The following is a 19,812-nucleotide window of genomic DNA, read 5'->3' as shown; positions in this document are numbered from 1 at the left end:
GTCTTTGTCCGGATCGTCGTTCAAGCGCCCTGCGGCGCGCCGGGGGCGGGATTGTTGAGCAATTGGGTGATTGCCGCCACCACTTGCGAGGGCGCGAACGGCTTGGTGATGAGCAGGCTGTTGGGGACGCCGCGCGAGGCCCATTCGGCGGCGCTGTCGCCGGTCATGTAAACCACCGGAAAGCCCGGATCGATCTCCCGGACGATTCGGCCGACGTCCCATCCATCCAGGCGGTCGCGGCCGAGATTGACGTCGGTCAGGACCGCACGGAAACGCTGCGGATCCTCAAGCAGCTGCTGAGCCTGCTCGCCCGACGCGGCCACTTCGACTTTGAAACCACCTTCTTCGAGGGCTTCCTGTACGACACTCTGGATCATTGGTTCGTCTTCGACGACCAGGATCACGATCGAATTTTCCAAGACGAACCCCTGCCACAGGCATCGACCGGGACAACAAGTCTCGCGGGCGGTGGAAGTTCCATTTCGCCGGCTCCGAGGCCGGATGCGTGCGTCATGATTCCATTGGTGGATGGGGACTGGCGCGCCGAGACGTTAAGCAGGTACCGAGAAAGCACGGGAGTTGTTGCTATGACGTGGTACGTGGACGCCATCCTGGTCGGGATCATTCTGCCCTGGATCATCGTGACCTATCGGCTGATCGCAGCCTTTCGTTCCAGCGTCGCCAGCGGCCTCATTGCCTGGGCGAAATGGGCCGTGCCGTGCATTCCGGCGATGCTGCTGGTGATGTGGGGTGTTCAGAGCCTGCGCTAGAAAGCATGCCGGAATCATTGCGGGCGCGGCGGCTCAATTCGTTCCGTCGCTCCGGTTGATCGACAGCATCATGCCGTTCTTGATCCGTCGCGCTTCGGTGAAAGCGCGCTGCACGCCGAGATCGGCGGAGTCGGTCGAGAAGGTGATCAGCTTGTTGCAGTTGGGGCATTGCACCTGAACGCCTTCGCGGATGTTCCGGATCTTCTCGCGGAACGGCACGCGGCACTTGGTACACAGCACCCGAATCTTGTCCGGCGGCTTGGTCGGAGCGAGCTGCATGGTCATCCCCTAGTTCTGCGTGGGGACGATTGAGAAACGATGAACGGCGCGCGCTCAGGGCTCGGGGTGCGGGTCTTGTGGCAAACCTGTGATCTCGGGGAGGGGGGCAAAGCCCAGCCGCGAGGTCGCGTGCGCGGGCCGCCAATGCGTCGGTCGCCGCGGCACGAATTCATGGGTTTCGCAGTGCACCCATCCGCCGATCACCCGCCGGCACGGCTCCATGGTCCACTCGACCCGGCCGTCGACAATGACTGCCAGTTCCAGCTGCACGTCGAAGCTTTCTGTGCCGATGGGCTCCCACATACGACTAAAGGTGCGCTGTCCTATTCCGTGAGCATTGTCCCCAATCAATTACGGGCCGAGTCGGGCCGGGTTTCACGCAAAAATCGCGATTCCAACCGATCTAGCGAGGCGGTGACGGTGGATCGCGATGGGTGGCGGCCGTGATTATCTGCAAAGAACATATTGCGAACAGAGAACAAAGAGTGTACGTTCTTATCCATTGATTATCGGCCCCTCGCGGTTTGTCCCACCGGCGAATCCCGTCCATAAGGAGCATCACATGGCTTCCGCCCCCACTGCCCTGCGTATCGTCGAAGGTTCTTCCATGGACAAATCCAAAGCGCTGTCCGCCGCGCTGTCTCAGATCGAGCGCCAGTTCGGCAAGGGCTCGGTGATGAAGCTCGGCAAGAACGATCGCTCGATGGATATCGAGACGATCTCGTCCGGTTCGCTCGGGCTGGACATCGCGCTCGGTGTCGGCGGTCTGCCGAAGGGGCGCATCGTCGAGATCTACGGGCCGGAATCCTCGGGCAAGACGACGCTGGCGCTGCATTGCGTCGCCGAGGCACAGAAGAAGGGCGGCATCTGCGCCTTCGTCGATGCCGAACACGCGCTCGATCCGGTCTATGCCCGCAAGCTCGGCGTCAATGTCGACGAGTTGCTGATTTCCCAGCCGGACCACGGGGAACAGGCGCTTGAGATCGCCGATACGCTGGTGCGGTCCGGCGCGATCGACGTGCTGATCATCGACTCGGTGGCGGCGCTGGTGCCGCGCGCCGAACTCGAAGGCGAGATGGGTGACGCGTTGCCCGGCCTGCAGGCCCGCCTGATGAGCCAGGCGCTGCGCAAGCTCACTGCCTCGATCAACAAGTCCAACACGATGGTGATCTTCATCAACCAGATCCGGATGAAGATCGGCGTGATGTACGGTTCGCCGGAGACCACCACGGGCGGCAATGCGCTGAAGTTCTATGCCTCGGTCCGCCTCGACATCCGCCGCATCGGCCAGATCAAGGAGCGCGACGAAGTCGTCGGCAACCAGACCCGAGTCAAGGTGGTGAAGAACAAGCTCGCGCCGCCGTTCAAGCAGGTCGAGTTCGATATCATGTACGGCGAGGGCGTCTCCAAGATGGGTGAGATCCTCGACCTCGGCGTCAAGGCCGGCATTGTCGAGAAGTCCGGCGCCTGGTTCTCGCACGACAGCCAGCGGCTCGGTCAGGGCCGTGAGAACGCCAAGGCGTTCCTGCGCGCCAACCCGGATCTCACCGCCAAGATCGAAGCGTCGATCCGGCAGAACTCCGGCCTGATCGCCGAACAGATCCTCGCCGGCTCGCCCGAGAGCGACGCCGAAGGCGAGGAGCCGGTCGACGAATAAGGCTTGGCGCCGAGGCATCGGCGATGCTGTGAACGACAGCGCGGACAACGCTCCGCGCTGAGGAAATTCAAGACGGCGAGCGCTGCGCCCCCTGTTGCCGGGGATCCCGCAGCGCTCGCCGCATTTTTGAGCTGAGGCTGAGGCTGAGGCTGAGGCTGAAACAGCAAAATCGGCTGTCATCGCCCGCGAAGGCGGGCGACCCAGTATTCCAGAGCGCGTGTTGAGAGGTCGGGCTTCTGCTTAACGCTCTGCGATACTGGATCACCCGCCTTCGCGGGTGATGACGGGAGATTCTGGGGTATGGCGTTGCGTCATCCATCCCCGTCATGCGCCGGCTTGATTCGCGCATCCATCGCGCGCGCAGCGCGCTGCAGGACGGCCTCTTGCGGAGCGGATGGATAGCCGGGTCAGGCCCGCCAACGACGCCTTGGGTGATGTCGACGTTCGACGCGATGCGCCCGGCATGCGGATTTTTCCGGCACTGCGGCCGTGGCGGTCATTCTCCTTGCGCCCGGTCCCGAGTCGACGTTTCCGCCGACCCGTTGCCTCGCTTTCTCCACTACCGCGCTTACTCCGCGGCTCGCGCGTAGTCCGCCGCCAGTGCGTAGTCCTCGATCGGCGGGCAGGAGCAGACCAGGTTGCGGTCGCCGTAGACGTTGTCGACGCGGCCGACCGGGCTCCAGTATTTGTCGGTCCGCGAATGCGGCGCCGGGAAGCAGCCTTCCGTGCGCGGATAGGGCCGCGTCCACTCCGCCGAGGTGACGTCGTGCACCGTGTGCGGGGCAAAACGCAGCGGCGACTGCTCGATCTTGAAGCGGCCCTCCTCGATCTGCGCGATCTCGCGGCGGATCGCGATCATCGCGTCGCAGAACCGGTCGATCTCGGCTTTCGATTCCGACTCGGTCGGCTCGATCATCAGCGTGCCCGGCACCGGGAAGCTCATGGTCGGGGCATGGAAGCCGTAGTCGATCAGCCGTTTCGCGATGTCGTCGACGGTGACGCCGGTGGTGGTCTTCAGCGGTCGCGGATCGACGATGCATTCATGCGCGACGCGGCCGCGCAGGTTGCGATACAGCACCGGGAAATGCGGCTGCAGTTTCGCTGCGATGTAGTTGGCGTTGAGGATCGCGATCTCGGTGGCGCGCTTCAGGCCGGCGCCGCCCATCATCAGGATGTAGATGTAGGAGATCGTCAGGATCGACGCCGAGCCATAGGGCGCGGCCGACACCGTGCCGCCGCCGTGCAGCACGCCGCTGGTCGGCTCGCCCTCGGCCGGATGGCCGGGCAGGAACGGCGCCAGATGCGCCTTGACGCCGATCGGCCCCATGCCGGGGCCGCCGCCGCCATGCGGAATGCAGAACGTCTTGTGCAAATTGAGGTGGCTGACGTCGGCGCCGTAGTCGCCGGGCCGGGCGAGACCGACCTGCGCGTTGAGATTGGCGCCGTCGAGATAGACCTGTCCGCCATGGGCGTGGACGATGTCGCAGATCTCGCGGATGTGTTCCTCGAACACGCCGTGGGTCGACGGATAGGTGATCATCACCGCGGCGAGATTCGCCGAATGCGCTTCGGCCTTGGCGCGCAGATCGTCGACATCGACGTCGCCATGGCTGTCGCAGGCGACCACCACGACATCCATGCCGGCCATCGCGGCCGAGGCGGGGTTGGTGCCGTGCGCCGAGGACGGGATCAGGCAGATCTTGCGATGCGGTTCGTTGCGCGACAAATGATAGCCGCGGATCGCCAGCAGGCCGGCATATTCGCCCTGCGCGCCGGAATTCGGCTGCAGCGACACCGCATCATAGCCGGTGATCTCGGCCAGCCAGGCTTCGAGCTTGGCGAACATCGCGTGATAGCCTTCCGCCTGCGCGCGCGGCACGAACGGATGCAGGCTGCCGAATGCCGGCCAGGTCAGCGGCATCATCTCGGTGGTGGCGTTCAGCTTCATGGTGCACGAGCCGAGCGGGATCATCGCGCGGTCGAGCGCGAGGTCGCGGTCACTGAGCTTGCGCATGTAGCGCAAGAGTTCGGTCTCGGAGCGATAGTCCTGGAACGCGGCCTGCGTCATGTAATCGCTGCTGCGCGTCAGCGTTGCCGGCAGCGTGTCCGACGCATCCTGCTCGACGCTCGCATAGTCGAGCGCCCCGCCGAACGCGCGCCACAGCGCCTCGACCGTCGCCGGCGTCGTGGTCTCGTCGAGCGCGATGCCGAGCGACGTCGCGTTGATGCGCAGGTTGATGGTCTCGGCCTCGGCGCGGGCCACGATGGCGTCGCGCTTGTCGCCGACCTCCACCGTCAGCGTATCGAAATACGTCTCGTTCACCGGCGCGAAGCCGAGCTGCTTCAGCCCGGCGGCGAGCGTCGCGGTGCGGCGGTGGACGCGGCGGGCGATCGCAGCGAGGCCGTCGGGGCCGTGATACACCGCGTACATCGAGGCGATCACCGCCAGCAGCACCTGCGCGGTGCAGATGTTCGAGGTCGCCTTCTCGCGGCGGATGTGCTGCTCGCGGGTCTGCAGCGCCAGCCGATACGCCGGCTGGCCGTGGCTGTCGATCGACAGGCCGACAATGCGGCCGGGCAGGCTGCGCTTCAGGCTGTCACGCGCCGCCATATAGGCGGCGTGCGGCCCGCCATAGCCCATCGGCACGCCGAAGCGCTGGGCCGAGCCGATCGCGATGTCGGCGCCGAGTTCGCCGGGCGGCGTGATCAGCGTCAGCGCGAGCAGGTCGGCGGCCATCACGGCGATCGCGCCTTTCTCGTGCAGCTTGGCGATCGCGGAACGCGGATCGCGCAGCGCGCCCGACGAGCCGGGATATTGCAGCAGCGCGCCGAACACGTCGGCGGCGTCCAGATCGGTCTCGGGATCGCCGACCAGGATGGTCCAGCCGAGCGGCTCGGCACGAGTGCGTAGCACCGCCAGCGTCTGCGGATGGGCGTCGCGATCGACGAAGAAGGCCTTCGATTTCGCCGCGGAAGCGCGCTCGGCGAGCGCCATGGCTTCGGCGGCTGCGGTGGCCTCGTCGAGCAGCGAGGCGTTGGCGACGTCGAGCCCGGTGAGGTCGCAGATCATGGTCTGGAAGTTGAACAGCGCCTCCAGCCGGCCCTGGCTGATCTCGGGCTGATACGGCGTGTAGGCCGTGTACCAGGCGGGATTTTCCAGAATGTTGCGCTGGATCACGGTGGGCAGCACCGTGCCCGAATAGCCTTGGCCGATCAGCGAGGTGAACACTTGGTTCTGCGCCGCCAGCTCGGTCATGTGCGCGAGCGCTTCGGTCTCCGACAGCGGCGCGCCGAGCGACAGCGGCTCCTTGATGCGGATCGCATAAGGCAGCGTCTCGGCCATCAGCTGGTCGAGGCTGCCGGCTCCGACGGTGGAGAGCATCGCGCCGATGTCCTGCGGCGACGGCCCGATATGCCGGCGCACGAAGTCATTGGCGGCGTCGATCGGTCGGCGATGCGGCATGCTCTGGTCCTCGTTTCGAGAAATGCTCAACCGCGTCATTGCGAGGAGCGAAGCGACGAAGCAATCCAGGGGCTCAGTGCCCCGGAGCTGGATTGCTTCGCTTCGCTCGCAATGACGAATTCACGCGAACGGACGGCTTGTTATTAAGCCGTGTGGGCCTTGTAGGCGGCGGCGTCCATCAGGCCGTCGAGTTCGCTCTTGTCGGCGATCTTCAGCTTGAAGAACCAGGCGGCGCCGTCGGCGTCAGAATTCACCAGCGCCGGCTCGGTGCCGAGCGTCTCGTTGACCTCGAGCACCTCGCCCGAGATCGGCGCGTAGACGTCCGAGGCCGCCTTCACCGATTCGACCACCGCGGCGGCTTCAGCCTTCTTGACGCTGCGGCCGACCTTCGGCAGCTCGACAAACACCACGTCGCCGAGCTGTTCCTGCGCGTAGTTGGTGATGCCGATGGTGGCGACGTCGCCTTCGATCTTCAGCCATTCGTGATCGGAGGTGTAGAGGGTGGTCATGCGGAATCCTCAGCGCTTGTAGGTGTTCGGAACAAACGGCATGGCGGCGACGCGCAGCGGCAGACGCTGGCCGCGCACCTCGGCGAAAACCTGGGTGTCGAGCGTCGCGTGCGATCGCGTCAGATAGCCCATCGCCACCGGGGCGTTCAGGCTGGGGCCGAAGCCGCCGGAGGTGACGCTACCGATCGGCTCGGCCGCATCGGCGCTCGCGAACAGCGGCGCGCCTTCGCGCACTGGGGCGCGGCCTTCCGGCCGCAGGCCGACGCGAATGCGCGACGTGCCGCCGCCCAGCTGCTGCAGAATCACCGAATCGCCGAAGAAGCCGCCCGGCCGCGCGCCACCGGAGCGCCGGCTCTTCTGGATCGACCAGCTCAGCGCGCCTTCAACCGGGGTCGTCGTGGTGTCGATGTCGTGGCCGTAGAGACAAAGCCCGGCTTCGAGCCGCAGGCTGTCGCGCGCGCCGAGCCCGATCGGCAGCACGTCCGGATCGGCCAGCAGCTTCTCGGCGAATGCTTCGGCGCCGTCGGCCGGCACCGAGATCTCAAAGCCGTCCTCGCCGGTGTAGCCGGAGCGCGACACGATGCAGGGCAGGCCTGCCACGGTCAGCTCGGCGACGTCCATGAATTTCAGCTTGGCGACGTCCGGACAGAATTTGGCGAGCGCGGCCTCGGCCTTCGGCCCCTGCAGCGCCAGCAGGGCGCGTTCGGGCAGGGCGGTGATGTCGCAAGCCTCCGACAGATGCGCGCGCAGATGCGCCTCGTCCTCGGTCTTGCAGGCGGCATTGACCACCAGGAACAGCCGGTCACCCAGATTGGTGACCATCAGGTCGTCGCAAATCCCGCCGGTTTCATTGGTGAACTGCGCGTAGCGCTGACGGCCCGGCGCCAGCGCTGCGATGTCCTGCGGCACCAGACGCTCCAGCGCGTGCGCGGCGTCCTCGAGCTTGCCGGACTTCGCCCGCAGCTCGATCTGCCCCATATGCGAGACGTCGAACAGGCCGGCGGCGGCGCGGGTGTGGAGATGTTCCTTGAGCACGCCGGGCGTGTATTGCACCGGCATGTCGTAGCCGGCGAACGGCACCATCTTTCCGCCGCGCGCCAGGTGGAGCGCATGCAGCGGAGTTCGTTTCAAGGCAGCCGCATCATCACGGGCCAGCATATCCAGGCTCCCACGGTTCCCGAGACCGATTTCTCGTCACCATTTCGAGCCCCATCTGTCGCTGTGCCTGAGAGCATTATCCCGTCGGCGGACCTGCATCGGGCAGGGCCCAACCAGGTCTCTTTCCAGATGTCATCAAGTCGCGCGGTCCGTTTGCCTGAGAGTTTCCGGGGCGGTTGCTCCTTCGGCGCCGGCCCCCCTTCACTGAAGGATTGGGCCGATCTCTCCCGACGCGACTTAGTCTCAACAGGTAGGACACAAACACGGCCGCAGCAAGGCTGTCAACGCAGTGCAGCGAGCTATCAACGGCTGTTCGCAACCGCCCCAGGTTGGCCCCAGGCGGGACCTCGCCAGGTGGCAAACAACTGAATCAGCACCCACTTTCTGGACAGCGGCCGGCCCCGCGTCTAAAAGGCAGGACTCCGGGACAGTGGGGTCCGGCGGGCGTTTCGCGGGCATTCCGGACTGAATGGACGAACATGAGCGGCGTTAACGAAATCAGGTCTGCGTTTCTGAACTACTTCGCCAAGAACGGCCACGAGGCCGTCTCGTCGTCGCCGCTGGTGCCGCGCAACGATCCCACGCTCATGTTCACCAATGCGGGCATGGTGCAGTTCAAGAACGTCTTCACCGGGCTGGAGAAGCGTCCCTATCAGCGCGCCACCACCTCGCAGAAATGCGTGCGCGCCGGCGGCAAGCACAACGACCTCGACAATGTCGGCTACACCGCCCGGCATCTGACGTTCTTCGAAATGCTCGGCAACTTCTCGTTCGGCGATTACTTCAAGGAACGCGCGATCGAGCTCGCCTGGAATCTGATCACCAAGGATTTCGGCCTGAAGAAGGACAAGCTGCTCGTCACCGTGTACCACACCGACGACGAGGCCGCGAATTTCTGGAAGAAGATCGCCGGCTTCTCCGACGACCGCATCATCCGCATCCCGACCTCCGATAATTTCTGGGCGATGGGCGACACCGGTCCGTGCGGCCCTTGTTCGGAGATCTTCATCGATCGCGGCGAGCACATCTTCGGCGGCCCGCCCGGCTCGCCCGACGAGGACGGCGATCGCTTTCTCGAATTCTGGAACCTGGTGTTCATGCAGTACGACCAGGTGACGAAGGATGAGCGCGTGCCGCTGCCGCGTCCGTCGATCGACACCGGCATGGGCCTCGAGCGCATGGCGTCGATCCTGCAGGGCGTGGACAGCGTGTTCGACACCGACCTGTTCCGCAACCTGATCGACGCGACGTCCTCGGCGCTCGGCCGCGGTCCGAGCGGCGACGATGCGGCCTCGTTCCGCGTCATCGCCGACCACCTGCGCTCGTCGTCGTTCCTGATCGCCGACGGCGTGCTGCCGTCGAACGAAGGCCGCGGCTACGTGCTGCGCCGGATCATGCGCCGCGCGATGCGCCACGCCCAGCTGCTCGGCGCCAAGGAGCCGCTGATGTGGCGGCTGGTGTGGGCGCTGGTGCGCGAGATGGGCCAGGCCTATCCCGAGCTGGTGCGCGCCGAGGCGATGATCGAGGAGACGATGCGGCTCGAAGAGACGCGCTTCCGCAAGACGCTGGAGCGCGGCCTGTCGATCCTCGACGAGAAGAGCGCGACCCTGAAGAAGGGCGACATGTTCGACGGCGAGACCGCGTTCACGTTGTACGACACCTATGGCTTCCCGCTCGACCTGACGCAGGACGCGCTGCGCAACCGCGGCATCAACGTCGATATCGCCTCGTTCACCGACGCGATGGACCGCCAGCGCGCCAAGGCGCGCGCGTCATGGGCCGGCAGCGGCGAAGCCGCTACCGAAGCCGTCTGGTTCTCGCTGCGCGAAAAGCTCGGCGCCACGGAGTTCCTCGGCTACGACACCGAGACCGCCGAGGGCGTCGTCACCGCGCTGGTCAAGGACGGCGCTGAAGTCGATGAGCTGAAGGCCGGCGACAGCGGTGCGATCGTCGTCAACCAGACGCCGTTCTATGCCGAGTCCGGCGGCCAGGTCGGCGACACCGGCGTGCTGACCGCCGATGGCGTGCGCTTCGTCGTCACCGATACGCTGAAGAAGGCCGGCGATCTGTTCGTGCATTTCGGCACGGTCGAGCAGGGCACCATCAAGTCGGGCGTCGCGCTCGCGCTCGATGTCGATCATGCCCGCCGCTCGGCGATCCGTGCCAATCACTCGGCGACGCATCTGCTGCACGAGGCGCTGCGCCAGGTGCTCGGCGATCACATCGCCCAGAAGGGCTCGATGGTGGCGCCCGACCGGCTGCGCTTCGACTTCGTGCATCAGAAGCCGATCACGCCCGACGAACTGCGCCAGGTCGAAGACATCGCCAACGACATCGTGCTCGAGAACGACGAGGTGATGACGCGTCTGATGGCTGTCGACGACGCCCGCGAGGCCGGCGCCCGCGCGCTGTTCGGCGAGAAGTACGGCGATGAAGTTCGCGTCGTCTCGATGGGCAAGGCGGCGCGCGAGCATGGCTCGAACGCGCTCGGCTGGTCGGTCGAACTGTGCGGCGGCACCCACGTCAAGCGCACCGGTGACATCGGCCTGGTGTCGATCACCGGCGAGAGCGCGGTCGCCTCCGGTGTCCGCCGCATCGAGGCGCTGACCGGCCGCCACGCACGGCAGGCGCTGAACAACCTGCGTAACGATCTGCGCGTCGTCTCGGCGGAGCTCAACGCCTCGCTCGGCGACGTGACGTCGCGCGCCAGCGCGATCGTGCAGGAGCGCAAGAAGCTCGAGCGCGAACTCGCCGAGGCGCGCAAGAAGCTGGCGATGGGCGGCGGCGCTGCGGCCGGTGGCGGCAGCAGCGACGTGCGCGACATCGGCGGCGTCAAGCTGATGGCGCGCTCGGTCGAAGGCATCGAGATCAAGGATCTCAAGAGCCTGGTCGATCAGGGCAAGAAGCAGATCGGCTCCGGCGTGATCGCGCTGATCGCCAAGAGCGAGGACGGCAAGGGCTCGATCGTGGTCGGCGTCACGCCGGATCTGGTGGCGCGGTTCTCCGCCGTCGATCTGGTCCGCAAGGCGTCCGAAGTGCTCGGCGGCAAGGGCGGCGGCGGCAAGCCCGACATGGCCCAGGCCGGCGGCCCCGACGGCTCCAAGGCCGACGCCGCGCTGGAAGCGATCGCGGCCGCAATCGGCGGGTAGCATGACTGCGACGTTGGCGTGGCGGGTCGAGCAGGCCTGCCTCGACGCCTGGCCGGCGCTGCGCAGCGCGATGCAGGGCGACTGGTTGCTGCGGTTCGGCGAGGGCGTGTCGCGCCGCGCGAACTCGGTCAATCCGCTGCACGGCCGCGCCGCGAGCATCGCGGAGCAGCTCGATGGATTCGCCGCGCTGTATCGCGACCACGGCCTGCCGCTGATCGTCCGCGTCCCGACGCTGATCGCGGGCGCCGCGCAGGTCAATCGCGAACTCGATCAGCACGGCTTCACCAGCGAAGGCGAGACCTGCACGCTGCTGCGCGAGTTCGCCGGCGAGCGTTTCGCCGATGATACGTCCGCCGCCGCGCTGGACATCACACTGGCGCCGCGCCCGGACGCCGAATGGCTGGCCGCGATCGCGCGGCTGCAGGCACGGTCGTCGTCGCATGCGGCCGTGTACGCCCGCGTCGTCGATGCGATCGCGCTGCCCGCGGGCTTCCTCGCGCTTCGCCGCGACAAGGCGATCGTTGCGACCGCCTACGGCGTGGTGTCCGGCGATCTGTTGGTGGTCGAGTCCGTCGTGGTCGATGCAGCGCTGCGCGGCCAGGGCCTCGGCCGCCGCCTGATGCAGGCGCTGTTCGCCTGGGGCATCGGCAACGGCGCCAAGGCCGTCTGCCTGCAAGTCGTTGCCGACAACACCGCGGGCCGCGCCCTCTATGCGAGCCTGGGCTTCGACCAGGAACTGTACCGCTACGCCTATCGGCGGGCGCCGCAGAACTAACAGCCTCACCCCGTCCTTCCGGGGCGCGAGCGTAGCGAGCGAACCCGGAATCCGTACGCCGCAGCAGTGGCGGTCGAGGGACGGACTGAGTCCCGTTTTTTGCCGCTGAACACAGGGGGTATGGATTCCGGGTTCGCGCTGCGCGCGCCCCGGAATGACGAGAGGAGGAGTGGACGTATTGCGAAGTCCGTACTTCGCTCCTACACCGCCGCGCTGATCACCGGCATCTCGATGGTCTGCGGCGGCGGTTCGTTGGTGGCTTCCTCGACGCAGTATTTGACGGCGTCGCGTAGCGTCAGCACGGTCGCGTCGGCTTGAGCGGACTCGTTGGTATCGGCCACCTTCGGGGCATCCGCCGACCATAGCGCCACGATGATCTTGGCGTGCGGCGCCTTGCGGCGCAGGCGGCGGACGGCGTAGCGGATGTGCGTGGTGTTCGACGCTTCGAGATACGACAGGCAGATCAGCGCCACGTTCGAGACATCGAGACTGAAGATGTTCTTGGTCGACAGCGCGCTCGACGGCTCCACGCGCGCGCCGATGCCGTGCACGCGGCACAGATGCGACAGCATCAGCGCCGCGGCCTCGTCGAGCTGCGACCGCCCGCCGATGCACAGCACCGGCGCATCGCCTTGCCAGCCGGGCTTGAGGTCGGTCGGCTTCAGCACGGCGATGTCGTCGTCGGCGCTGTCGGTCGGCGTCTCTTCGACGGCGGCGGCCGCCTCGGCATCGGTGGTGGCGTCGTCGCCGACCGGCTCCTGATCGATCTCGTCGGTGAGGTCCTCGGTGAATTCCAGCACCGTGTCCTTGATCCGCGCGAGGCGTACCGCGTCGAGCGCGTCGCGGTCGAGGTCCGCCTGCGCGAGCTGCAGGCCCTTCAGGGCGACGTCGTCGTAGTAAGACGACAGCGAGCGTTCCTTGAGGAATTGCTCGGCCTTCTCGGCGGCTTCGGTCGGATCGCCCGCCAGCATGCGCTGATAGAAGATCTCCGGCGGCGACAGCGCCGGCCTGTCGCCGAACATCACGTCGAGAAATGCCAATCGCTCGACGTGGCGCCCGAGGACGACCAGACACACCGTCAGCGGGGTGGCGAGCACGAGCCCGATCGGTCCCCACAGCGCGGTCCAGAACGTCGCCGAGATCACCACGGCGACCGGCGACAGTCCGGTACTGCGGCCGTACACCATGGGCTCGATCACCTGGGCGATCGCCGGCTCGATCACGAAGAACAGGATCGCCGTCCAGGCCAGCATCGACCAGCCGGGATCGACCGCGACCGCAAGCGTCAGCGGGAAAGCGGCCGCGATGATCGATCCGATATACGGCACGAAGCGCAGCACCGCCGCGAGGATGCCCCACAGCGCCGGGCTCGGCACGCCGATGATCCACAGGCCGACGCCGATCAGGACGCCGAAGCCGGAATTGATCAGCAACTGATTGAGGAACAGCCGGCTCAGCCGGCTGGCGGCGTCGTCCAGCGCGGCGGTGGTGCGCTGCAGGTCGTGCGTGCCGGCGAGGCGGATCAGCCGGTTACGCAGATCTTCCCGCTGCAACAGGATGAAGATGACGAAGATCACGATGATGCCGGTCATCGCCAACGGCGAGATCAGCGGTGCGATCAGCGAGCGCAGATTGGCGAGCGTTCCGGGATCGGGCTGCAGCACTTCGACCGGAACGGGGGCGACGGGCCGCGACGGCGTCGTCGGCGTGTTGAGCGACGGCGTCGGCGCATTCTTCGGCTTGTTCAGCTCCTTGCTGAGATCCTGCAGCATGCCCTCGGCGCGTTCCAGCGTCGTCGAGCCGCCGGTGACGCCGCGCAGCGAGGTGATCTTGGCCTGGATGGTCGATTGATACTGCGGCAGGTCGCCGGCGAGGCGCGACAGCTGCGTGGCGATCAGGCTGCCCAGCGCGAAGATCACCGCGAAGGCCAGCAGCACCGTGGTGATCGCCGCGACCGCGCGCGGCACCCGCAGCGACTGCAGGAAGTTGACCGGGCGCGCCAGCACGAAGCTCAGCAGGATCGCCAGCGCCACCGGCACGAACACTTCGCGCCCGACATACAGCGCCGAAATGATGATGACGGCCAGGATCGTCACGGCGCACGCGCCGACGAGACCGGCGACGTCTTCCAGACTTTGCGGCTTCCCCAGCTTCATCACTTCGACGCTCTCGGCAGGATGCGGACCGGACTGACGCTGACGGCGGCGCGGCAGATTAGTATCGGCGGAAGCCGCCGCCCCGGACCAGCCGGAGGACGAGCAGCAGGATGATCGCGCCAATCGTCGCGTTGATGATCGCGCGCACGATGCCGGCGCCGAGATGGATGCCGAGCTTCGGCAGCAACCAGCTCCCGATGAAAGCGCCGACGATGCCGATCAGCAGGTCGCCGATCAGCCCGAAGCCGGCACCGCGGACGATCTGGCCGGCCAGCCAGCCGGCGACGATGCCGACGAGGAGAATAACGACGAGGCTTTCGCCGGACATGTTCATGAAGGAAGCTCTCCGTACGGCAGAGCGCCGATCATCGATAAGTGCAGTCGAGGTGCTGAGTTCCTTGCGCGGGCCAAGACTTGCGCGGGCCAAGACTTGCGCAGGCCCTGCCCGCCGCGGTCAAAACGAAACAGCGGGGCAGGTGGCTCGATGTGGAGGACGCGCACGCGCACGGCGCGTCGGCCGTCTAACGAACACGCGCGGGCGTCGCAAATCGGATTGCCGGTTATCAGTCCGTCGCCATTCCTTCGCGCACTTGCTTCTTCCGGGTGTCGCGCTCGTCGTGGATGATGGCGATCACCTTGCCGACCGGGGTGCCGAGCGTCTGCAGCACCGTGGAGGCGATCTCGAAGCTGGCTTCGAGCACTTCGCGGATCACGTCGGTGGCCCCGAGCTTGAACAGCCGGCGGGCGTGTTCGGCGTCGCGGGCGCGGACGATCACCGGCAGGTCGGGGCGCTCGGCGCGGGCGGCGGCGACGACGTGCTCGGCCGCCACCGCATCGTGCATCGTCACCACCAGCGCCGGCGCTCCGGCGAGGCCGCATCTGCGCAGGAAGGCGCGCTGGGTGGCGTCGCCATAGACCAGGTTGTGCCCGGCGCGGCGCGCCTTCGCCACCGCCTCGGGGTCGATCTCGATGCCGAGGAACGGCTTGTCCTGTTTCTTCAGGATGTCGCCGAGGATGCGGCCGACGCGGCCGTAGCCGACCACGATGATGCGGCCGTCTTCAGCCGGGCCGGGCTCGGCGTGACCGTCCGCCACTGCGGTGGCGTTGCGCACCCGCGTGCTGGCCTTGCGCGACAGCCGCGCCAGATACGGCGTCAGCATCATCGTGCCCGACGACACCAGCAGCATGAACTGCTCAACCTCGTGGGTGACGAGCCCCGACGAGCTGGCGAGGCCGAGCACCAGGAAGGCGAATTCGCCGCCGCCGGCGAGCAGCAGGCTGGCTTCCGCCACCACCGGCCACGACAGGCCGAACGCGCGTGTCAGGCCGGCGATCAGCGCCGCCTTCAGCGACACCATGCCGAACACCGAAGCCGCCACCATCAGCGGGTAGCGCGCCACTTCGGCGACGTCGATCCGCATCCCGACCGAGATGAAGAACAGCCCGAGCAGCATGCCCTTGAACGGCTCGATATCGACTTCGACCTGACGGCGGAATTCCGTCTCGGCCAGGACGAGACCGGCAAGGAAGGCGCCGAGCGCCATCGACAGGCCGGCGACGTGCGTCAGCAGCGAGGTGCCGACCACCACGAACAGGATGGTGGCCATGAACAGCTCGCGGTTGCGGGTGTGCGCCACCAGCCGGAACAGCCGGCGCAGCACCAGCCGGCCGAAGCCGATGATCAGCAGGATCGCGGCGATCGCCTGGATCAGCGCCATGCCGAGGCCGAACCACACCGAGCTGGCCGAGGTGGCGCCCTGCGCGGCGTCGCTATTGGCCTGGCCGAGCACCACGATCAGAAACAGGATCGGCACCACCGCGAGATCCTGCGCCAGCAGCACCGCGAAGATGCTGCGGCCCGCGAGCGTCGCCAGCCGCTTCTGCTCGGCGAGAAGCTGCAGCACGATCGCGGTCGAGGACAGCGCCAGACAGGCGCCGATCACCAGGCTGGCTTCCACCGTGTTGCCGAAGCCGATCGCGATGCCGGCGATCGCCGCGGTGGTCAGCACCACCTGCAGCATGCCGAGCCCGAACACCAGCCGGCGCATCGTCCAGAGCCGATCGAACGACAGTTCGAGCCCGATGGTGAACAGCAGGAAGGCGACGCCGAGTTCGGCGAGGCGGTCGACCGCGTCCTGCGACGTGATGGTGATCGCTTCCAGCCAGGGGATGCCGGTGCCGATGCGGCCGAGGCTGTAGGGGCCGAGCACGAGGCCCGCGACGAGAAAGCCGAGCACCGGGCTGATGCGCAACCGCGCCATCAGCGGAATCACCACGCCGGCGGTCCCGAGAAACACCAGTGCTTCGCGGTAGACTCCGATATCGCTTGCAGTTGTCATTTTGATTCCAGATCACGCGACCGACGCCGCGGCTCGGGGCTAAATCAAACTCTTGGAGAACTGCGTCAAAACATCGCAATGGATGGGGCGGCCAGCGTCCCGTGCCGCCGCGTGCAGGGCGTTGCCGCAGTAAAGAGATCGCGCCGGCTTACGCCGGCAGCGAGCGCGGGGCGAACAGGATCACGCTCATCCCGACCAGACAGATCGCCGCGCCGATCATGTCCCAGCTGTCCGGGCGGTGGCCCTCCATCGCCCAGCCCCATAACAGCGCGCTGGCGATGTAGATGCCCCCATAGGCCGCGTAGGCGCGGCCGGCAAATGGGCTCTCGGCAAGCGTCAGCAGATAGGCGAACAACGCCAGCGCGACCATGCCGGGGATCAGCCACAGCGGCGACCTGTCGAGTCGCAGCCAGGCCCAGAACGCAAAGCAGCCGGCGATCTCCATCACCGCGGCGGCACAGAAGGTGAGGAGGGAGGTCATCTTGCGGTCGCGCGCGGGCTCGAATTCGGAGGGGAGACGTCAGGCGTTGGACGTCCAGCATAGAGCGCGGTGGCCGAGAGGGAAGGCCGGCACCGGCCAAGAAAAAGGCGCGGAGGGCATCCGCGCCTTTCTGATCTTGAGATGTGCGCCCGATCAGGCGGCCTTGGTCTCGCTCATCGCCTTGTTGAGGTTCTGCGCGACCTTGTCGAGGAAGCCTTCGGTCGAGAGCCAGCGCTGGTCGGCGCCGACCAGGAGGGCGAGGTCCTTGGTCATCGCGCCGGCTTCGACGGTCTCGACGCACACCTTCTCGAGCAGGTCGGAGAAGCGGGCGAGCTCTTCGTTGGAGTCGAGCTTGGCGCGATGCGCGAGGCCGCGGGTCCAGGCGAAGATCGAGGCGATCGAGTTGGTCGAGGTCGCCTTGCCCTTCTGGTGCTCGCGATAGTGGCGGGTCACGGTGCCGTGGGCGGCTTCGGCTTCCACCGTCTTGCCGTCCGGCGTCATCAGCACCGAGGTCATCAGGCCGAGCGAGCCGTAGCCCTGGGCCACGGTGTCGGACTGCACGTCGCCGTCGTAGTTCTTACAGGCCCAGACGTAGCCGCCCGACCACTTCAGCGCCGACGCGACCATGTCGTCGATGAGGCGGTGCTCGTAGGTCAGGCCCTTGGCGTCGTATTCCTTCTTGAACTCGGCGTCGAAGATCTCCTGGAAGATGTCCTTGAAGCGACCATCATACACTTTCATGATGGTGTTCTTGGTCGACAGGTAGACCGGATAGTTCCGCATCAGGCCGTAGTTCAGCGAGGCGCGGGCGAAGTCCTTGATCGACTCGTCGAGGTTGTACATCGACATCGCGACGCCGGCGCCGGGCGCCTTGAACACTTCGCGCTCGATCACCGAGCCGTCCTCGCCGACGAACTTCATCGTCAGGGTGCCCGGGCCGGGGAACTTGATGTCGGTCGCGCGATACTGGTCGCCGTAGGCATGGCGGCCGATCACGATCGGCTTGGTCCAGCCCGGAACCAGCCGCGGCACGTTCTTGCAGATGATGGGTTCGCGGAAGATCACGCCGCCGAGGATGTTGCGGATCGTGCCGTTCGGCGACTTCCACATGTTCTTGAGGCCGAATTCCTTCACCCGCGCTTCGTCCGGGGTGATGGTGGCGCACTTCACGCCGACGCCGACCTGCTTGATGGCGTTCGCCGCATCGATGGTGACCTGGTCGTCGGTCGCGTCGCGGTGCTCCATCCCGAGGTCGAAATACATCAGCTCGACATCAAGGAAAGGGGTGATGAGCTTGTCCTTGATCATCTGCCAGATGATGCGGGTCATTTCATCACCGTCGAGTTCGACGACGGGGTTCTTCACCTTGATTTTCGCCATGCGGGATCGGGCCTTCTTTGAGACAGCGCTTCGGGGGCGGGATTGGGCTTGAGCCGCGCCCGCTATAGCACTGCCCGGCGCGCGCTGGAAAGCTGAATGGGCGGGCAATTGCGCAGGATTCGCAACGCTCCGGCGCATGGCGGGGACGCATGCGCGGCGGCTGTCCGGCAGGGCGCATAACGGCCCTTGCTCACGCGTCGGATGAGCGGGAACCTCAAGTTCTTAACGAATCGTCAAAACTCTTGGTAAATGTATTATTTCGCTTGAGAAAACGCGCCAGCCTTGGCACCAGCAAGGGCGCGGAACGGCGCCTGCGCGGTTGCCTTGTTCAAGCTCCGCTAGAATCTCAACGCGCCTCTGGCCGCCGACCTCGTGCGACACCGGGGCGCCCTTCCGAAAGCTCGTCCGATGGCCGGTTCAGGCACCGATAAATCCAAGCCCGCGGCGGACCTCGCCGGGCCTGTTGTGATTCTTGTTGAACCGCAGCTCGGCGAGAACATCGGGATGTGCGCGCGGGCGATGGGTAATTTCGGCCTTAAGCGTTTACGTCTGGTAAAACCGCGCGACGGCTGGCCGAATATCGCCGCGACCCGCGCCTCGGCCGGCGCCGATCACATCCTCAATGCGGTGGAGCTGTTCGACAGCGTCGAGGCCGCGGTGGCCGATTGCACGCTGCTGTTCGCCACCACGGCGCGCGCGCACGACCAGGCCAAGCCGGTGGTCGGGCCGGAAGCCGCCGCGCAGGAGATCGTCGCATCGACGGCCACCGGCGTCACCGCCGGCATCATGTTCGGCCGCGAGCGCCACGGCCTCGAGAACGACGAGGTGGCGCTCGCCAACCGCATCGTCACCTTCCCGGTCAACCCGGCCTTCGCCTCGCTCAACCTGGCGCAGGCGGTGCTGCTGATGGGCTACGAATGGTTCAAGCACGCCACGGGGGGCGCGCTGCCCTTCGCGATGCCGGAGCGCTCCGAGCCGGCGTCGCAGCACCAGATGACCGCGTTCTTCGACAACCTCGTCGCCGAGCTCGACCGCGTCGAGTTCCTCCGCCCGCCGGAGAAGCGCGACACCATGCTGGTGAACCTGCGCAACATCTTCACCCGGATGGATCCGACCAAGCAGGACATCCACACTTTGCACGGCGCCATCATGGCGATCGCCGAGGGCCGCAAGGGGCCGGCCAAGGGCGGCGTGCTCGACGGCGAGCAGGCGACGCGGCTGCGCGCGCTGCTGGCCGAGCGCGCGGCGGCCGGCGGCTCCGATGCCGAAGGCGGCTCGTTGCGCGGGCTCGCCCGCATGCTCCGCCGCAACCCGACCGATGCCGAGCGGCTGCTGTGGGAACATCTGCGCAAGGACCGCCGCTTCGCCGGCACCTTCAAGCGTCAGACCCCGGTCGGCCGCCACATCCCGGATTTCGTCTCGTTCCCCCACCGCATCGCGATCGAACTGGTCAATCCGGACGAGAGCGACGCGATCGTCCGCGACCGGGCGATGCGCAAGGAATGGCTCGAAGCGCGCGACTATCGCGTGGCGCTGATCGAGGCGACCGACGTCACCGGCGACATCGCCGCCGTGCTGGCGCGGCTGGAAGCGGTGCTGGCGGGGTAGGGCTCACCTCGGGTTAAGCATGCCACCGACGACGCGACCGGTTTCCCAACTGGTACCGCATTTGTAACGTATTTGTCCGAGCAATTCG

At 66.6% G+C, this 19,812-nt stretch carries 16 protein-coding genes and 1 riboswitch; of the genes, 5 read left to right on the top strand and 11 right to left on the bottom strand.

Translation table 11 applies throughout. The annotated features are described in order from the left end of the window. Positions 1–20: 20 nt before the first annotated feature. On the bottom strand, positions 21–419 hold the full coding sequence (locus tag ACFFJ6_RS13715; RefSeq protein ID WP_378388571.1) for a response regulator: 399 nt from the start codon (positions 417–419) through the stop codon (positions 21–23). Between the two features lie 168 nt (positions 420–587). Between ACFFJ6_RS13715 and ACFFJ6_RS13710 the strand changes: the two genes are divergently transcribed. Beyond that, on the top strand, positions 588–770 hold the full coding sequence (locus ACFFJ6_RS13710; RefSeq protein WP_378388569.1) for a hypothetical protein: 183 nt from the start codon (positions 588–590) through the stop codon (positions 768–770). A 33-nt stretch (positions 771–803) separates the two neighbouring features. Here ACFFJ6_RS13710 and ACFFJ6_RS13705 read toward each other — a convergent pair whose 3' ends face one another. Both ACFFJ6_RS13705 and ACFFJ6_RS13700 read right to left on the bottom strand, forming a co-directional pair. Then, entirely contained in the window at positions 804–1,049 is a 246-nt protein-coding gene (locus tag ACFFJ6_RS13705; RefSeq protein WP_378388567.1) for a hypothetical protein, read from the bottom strand. 54 nt (positions 1,050–1,103) lie between these two features. Further along, positions 1,104–1,319: a hypothetical protein gene (locus ACFFJ6_RS13700; RefSeq protein ID WP_378388565.1), complete on the bottom strand. Its 216-nt coding sequence runs from the start codon at positions 1,317–1,319 to the stop codon at positions 1,104–1,106. A 292-nt stretch (positions 1,320–1,611) separates the two neighbouring features. On the opposite strand from ACFFJ6_RS13700, the gene recA reads away from it, so the two are divergent. Beyond that, a complete protein-coding gene (gene recA, locus ACFFJ6_RS13695; protein ID WP_378388563.1) occupies positions 1,612–2,706 on the top strand; it encodes a recombinase RecA in 1,095 nt (364 codons plus the stop codon). 568 nt (positions 2,707–3,274) lie between these two features. Here recA and gcvP read toward each other — a convergent pair. The 3 genes from gcvP to gcvT form a co-directional block, all read right to left on the bottom strand. Further along, positions 3,275–6,169, bottom strand: coding sequence for an aminomethyl-transferring glycine dehydrogenase (gene gcvP, locus ACFFJ6_RS13690; protein ID WP_378388561.1), 2,895 nt, complete (start codon positions 6,167–6,169; stop codon positions 3,275–3,277). Positions 6,170–6,312: 143 nt separating this feature from the next. Further along, on the bottom strand, positions 6,313–6,678 hold the full coding sequence (gcvH, locus tag ACFFJ6_RS13685) for a glycine cleavage system protein GcvH (RefSeq protein WP_054162400.1): 366 nt from the start codon (positions 6,676–6,678) through the stop codon (positions 6,313–6,315). A gap of 9 nt (positions 6,679–6,687) precedes the next feature. Further along, positions 6,688–7,836, bottom strand: coding sequence for a glycine cleavage system aminomethyltransferase GcvT (gene gcvT / locus ACFFJ6_RS13680; protein WP_378388559.1), 1,149 nt, complete (start codon positions 7,834–7,836; stop codon positions 6,688–6,690). Between the two features lie 135 nt (positions 7,837–7,971). Beyond that, positions 7,972–8,077, bottom strand: a riboswitch (glycine riboswitch). Between the two features lie 238 nt (positions 8,078–8,315). On the opposite strand from gcvT, the gene alaS reads away from it, so the two are divergent. Then, positions 8,316–10,985: an alanine--tRNA ligase gene (alaS, locus tag ACFFJ6_RS13675; protein WP_378388557.1), complete on the top strand. Its 2,670-nt coding sequence runs from the start codon at positions 8,316–8,318 to the stop codon at positions 10,983–10,985. A 1-nt stretch (position 10,986) separates the two neighbouring features. Next, positions 10,987–11,760 carry a GNAT family N-acetyltransferase gene (locus ACFFJ6_RS13670; protein WP_378388555.1) on the top strand — a complete coding sequence of 258 codons (774 nt, stop codon included), beginning with the start codon at positions 10,987–10,989 and terminating at the stop codon, positions 11,758–11,760. 200 nt (positions 11,761–11,960) lie between these two features. Here ACFFJ6_RS13670 and ACFFJ6_RS13665 read toward each other — a convergent pair whose 3' ends face one another. From ACFFJ6_RS13665 to ACFFJ6_RS13645, 5 genes are all read right to left on the bottom strand, one after another. Then, the gene (locus ACFFJ6_RS13665; protein ID WP_378388553.1) at positions 11,961–13,916 is read right to left on the bottom strand and encodes an AI-2E family transporter; all 1,956 of its coding nucleotides are present in this window, start codon (positions 13,914–13,916) and stop codon (positions 11,961–11,963) included. 58 nt (positions 13,917–13,974) lie between these two features. Next, a complete protein-coding gene (locus tag ACFFJ6_RS13660) occupies positions 13,975–14,250 on the bottom strand; it encodes a GlsB/YeaQ/YmgE family stress response membrane protein (protein WP_378388551.1) in 276 nt (91 codons plus the stop codon). A 229-nt stretch (positions 14,251–14,479) separates the two neighbouring features. Beyond that, positions 14,480–16,255, bottom strand: a complete 1,776-nt coding sequence (locus ACFFJ6_RS13655) for a cation:proton antiporter domain-containing protein (RefSeq protein WP_378388549.1) — start codon at positions 16,253–16,255, stop codon at positions 14,480–14,482. A gap of 148 nt (positions 16,256–16,403) precedes the next feature. Then, positions 16,404–16,736: a YnfA family protein gene (locus tag ACFFJ6_RS13650; RefSeq protein WP_378388547.1), complete on the bottom strand. Its 333-nt coding sequence runs from the start codon at positions 16,734–16,736 to the stop codon at positions 16,404–16,406. A gap of 153 nt (positions 16,737–16,889) precedes the next feature. After that, positions 16,890–18,116: an NADP-dependent isocitrate dehydrogenase gene (locus ACFFJ6_RS13645; protein WP_378388545.1), complete on the bottom strand. Its 1,227-nt coding sequence runs from the start codon at positions 18,114–18,116 to the stop codon at positions 16,890–16,892. A 408-nt stretch (positions 18,117–18,524) separates the two neighbouring features. Here ACFFJ6_RS13645 and ACFFJ6_RS13640 point away from each other — a divergent pair, with 408 nt between their 5' ends. Further along, a complete protein-coding gene (locus tag ACFFJ6_RS13640; protein ID WP_378388543.1) occupies positions 18,525–19,724 on the top strand; it encodes a TrmH family RNA methyltransferase in 1,200 nt (399 codons plus the stop codon). The last annotated feature ends 88 nt before the right edge of the window (positions 19,725–19,812 follow it).

Origin of the sequence: Rhodopseudomonas telluris, assembly GCF_042432815.1 — a bacterium.
Taxonomy (GTDB): domain Bacteria; phylum Pseudomonadota; class Alphaproteobacteria; order Rhizobiales; family Xanthobacteraceae; genus Rhodopseudomonas; species Rhodopseudomonas telluris.
The sequence above is the reverse complement of the archived record's forward strand: the minus strand, read 5'-3'. Positions and strand labels throughout refer to the sequence as shown.

Coding starts and splice junctions, on each gene's coding strand:
- ACFFJ6_RS13710 (WP_378388569.1), top strand. CDS start 588: ATGACGTGGTACGTGGACGCCATCCTGGTCGGGATCATTCTGCCCTGG.
- ACFFJ6_RS13705 (WP_378388567.1), bottom strand. CDS start 1,049: ATGCAGCTCGCTCCGACCAAGCCGCCGGACAAGATTCGGGTGCTGTGT.
- recA (WP_378388563.1), top strand. CDS start 1,612: ATGGCTTCCGCCCCCACTGCCCTGCGTATCGTCGAAGGTTCTTCCATG.
- gcvP (WP_378388561.1), bottom strand. CDS start 6,169: ATGCCGCATCGCCGACCGATCGACGCCGCCAATGACTTCGTGCGCCGG.
- gcvH (WP_054162400.1), bottom strand. CDS start 6,678: ATGACCACCCTCTACACCTCCGATCACGAATGGCTGAAGATCGAAGGC.
- gcvT (WP_378388559.1), bottom strand. CDS start 7,836: ATGCTGGCCCGTGATGATGCGGCTGCCTTGAAACGAACTCCGCTGCAT.
- alaS (WP_378388557.1), top strand. CDS start 8,316: ATGAGCGGCGTTAACGAAATCAGGTCTGCGTTTCTGAACTACTTCGCC.
- ACFFJ6_RS13670 (WP_378388555.1), top strand. CDS start 10,987: ATGACTGCGACGTTGGCGTGGCGGGTCGAGCAGGCCTGCCTCGACGCC.
- ACFFJ6_RS13665 (WP_378388553.1), bottom strand. CDS start 13,916: ATGAAGCTGGGGAAGCCGCAAAGTCTGGAAGACGTCGCCGGTCTCGTC.
- ACFFJ6_RS13660 (WP_378388551.1), bottom strand. CDS start 14,250: ATGAACATGTCCGGCGAAAGCCTCGTCGTTATTCTCCTCGTCGGCATC.
- ACFFJ6_RS13655 (WP_378388549.1), bottom strand. CDS start 16,255: ATGACAACTGCAAGCGATATCGGAGTCTACCGCGAAGCACTGGTGTTT.
- ACFFJ6_RS13650 (WP_378388547.1), bottom strand. CDS start 16,736: ATGACCTCCCTCCTCACCTTCTGTGCCGCCGCGGTGATGGAGATCGCC.
- ACFFJ6_RS13645 (WP_378388545.1), bottom strand. CDS start 18,116: ATGGCGAAAATCAAGGTGAAGAACCCCGTCGTCGAACTCGACGGTGAT.
- ACFFJ6_RS13640 (WP_378388543.1), top strand. CDS start 18,525: ATGGCCGGTTCAGGCACCGATAAATCCAAGCCCGCGGCGGACCTCGCC.